This is a genomic window from Rhizobium sp. SEMIA 4085 (genome assembly GCF_013004495.1).
Classification (GTDB): domain Bacteria; phylum Pseudomonadota; class Alphaproteobacteria; order Rhizobiales; family Rhizobiaceae; genus Rhizobium; species Rhizobium gallicum.
Window position 1 is genome coordinate 1 of record NZ_JABEPH010000682.1, and the last position, 1,119, is coordinate 1,119.

Genomic DNA, 1,119 nt, shown 5'->3' on the forward strand with positions numbered 1-1,119 from the left:
GGGGTAGGGGCCGATGAGAGTGATCGGCTCGAGAAAGCCTGTGCCGCGATCCGTTGCCATGATCTCGACGAGGATCTCGCCGATCGTTATCGTCGGTCCGAGGGCATCAGGGGCTAAGCCGGGTCGGGTCATGCAGCATCCTCGGCAGAGCGCGCGCTGTCGGTCAGGAGATAGCGCTGGTGAAGCATGCAGGCAGCGCCGAAGGCCGGCCCCACCGTCTCATCGTCATTTGTTTCGATCAAGGGCAGCGGAAAGCTCTCCTCCTGCATGGAGCGAATGTGATGCAGGACGCGCGCCGCCATCAGCGGATAGAGCGCGGCGACCGAACCCCCAAGGACGACCCTGTCGGCATCGATGATCCTGCAGGCCTGAATCAGGCCGTAAGCCAGCACACGCGCCCAGTCCTCTGCTATGGCGACGGCGCCGGGAACGCGGTCGCGCACATCGACCAGAAAAGTCGCGAAGTTTGGTTCCGGCTGCATCGAGACGCAACGATAGATGCTCAGGATGCACTCCAGACCGAGGACGCTTTCAAGGCTGCGGCCGGGCGCATCGGCACCATCGACGCGCAGATGCCCGATTTCGCCGGCAAGTCCCCGCGCGCCGCGAAGCACGGTCCCGTCGACGACGATGCCGCCGCCCACGCCGCTTTCCATGACGAGATAGAGCGTGACACCCGAATGGACCTCCCGAGCGCCGTAGCTCGCGCCGATCGCGAAGGCATTTGCGTCATTCTCCACCATGACCGGCATTTGTGCCGGCACGGCCGCACGCACGAGATCGGCAAGCTGTATGTTCTGCCAGCCGAGCAGGGGAGCGGTGTTGATCAGCCCATTTCGGGCCATTTGCGCCGGCACGGCGACGCCGAGGCCCTCGCAGCGGCTGCGGTGTTCAGCCGGCAATGTGTCGAAGGCGATCGCGATCGCGCGCGAGACCGCAGTCTCGACATCGACGGATGGGCCCTCGAATGGCTCCATTCGGTTGTTGACGATGCGGCAGGCGAGATCGACCTCAACGACCGTGATATGTTCGACGCCGATCTCGATGCCGAGAAAAAAGGCGGCTTCGGGCATAAGTTCGAGCATGATGCCCGGCCGCCCCGCGTGGGTCGTCTGGGCC

At 64.5% G+C, this 1,119-nt stretch carries 1 protein-coding gene and 1 pseudogene; both read right to left on the reverse strand.

What is annotated here, in order from left to right; genetic code table 11:
• A pseudogene (locus C9413_RS34085) lies at positions 1-132 on the reverse strand (sugar kinase); the annotation flags it as partial.
• Positions 129-1,119, reverse strand: a 991-nt coding sequence (locus C9413_RS32345) for an ROK family protein (protein ID WP_170251607.1), incomplete at its 5' end; no start/stop codon positions are given. The gene C9413_RS32345 and the pseudogene C9413_RS34085, both read right to left, overlap by 4 nt.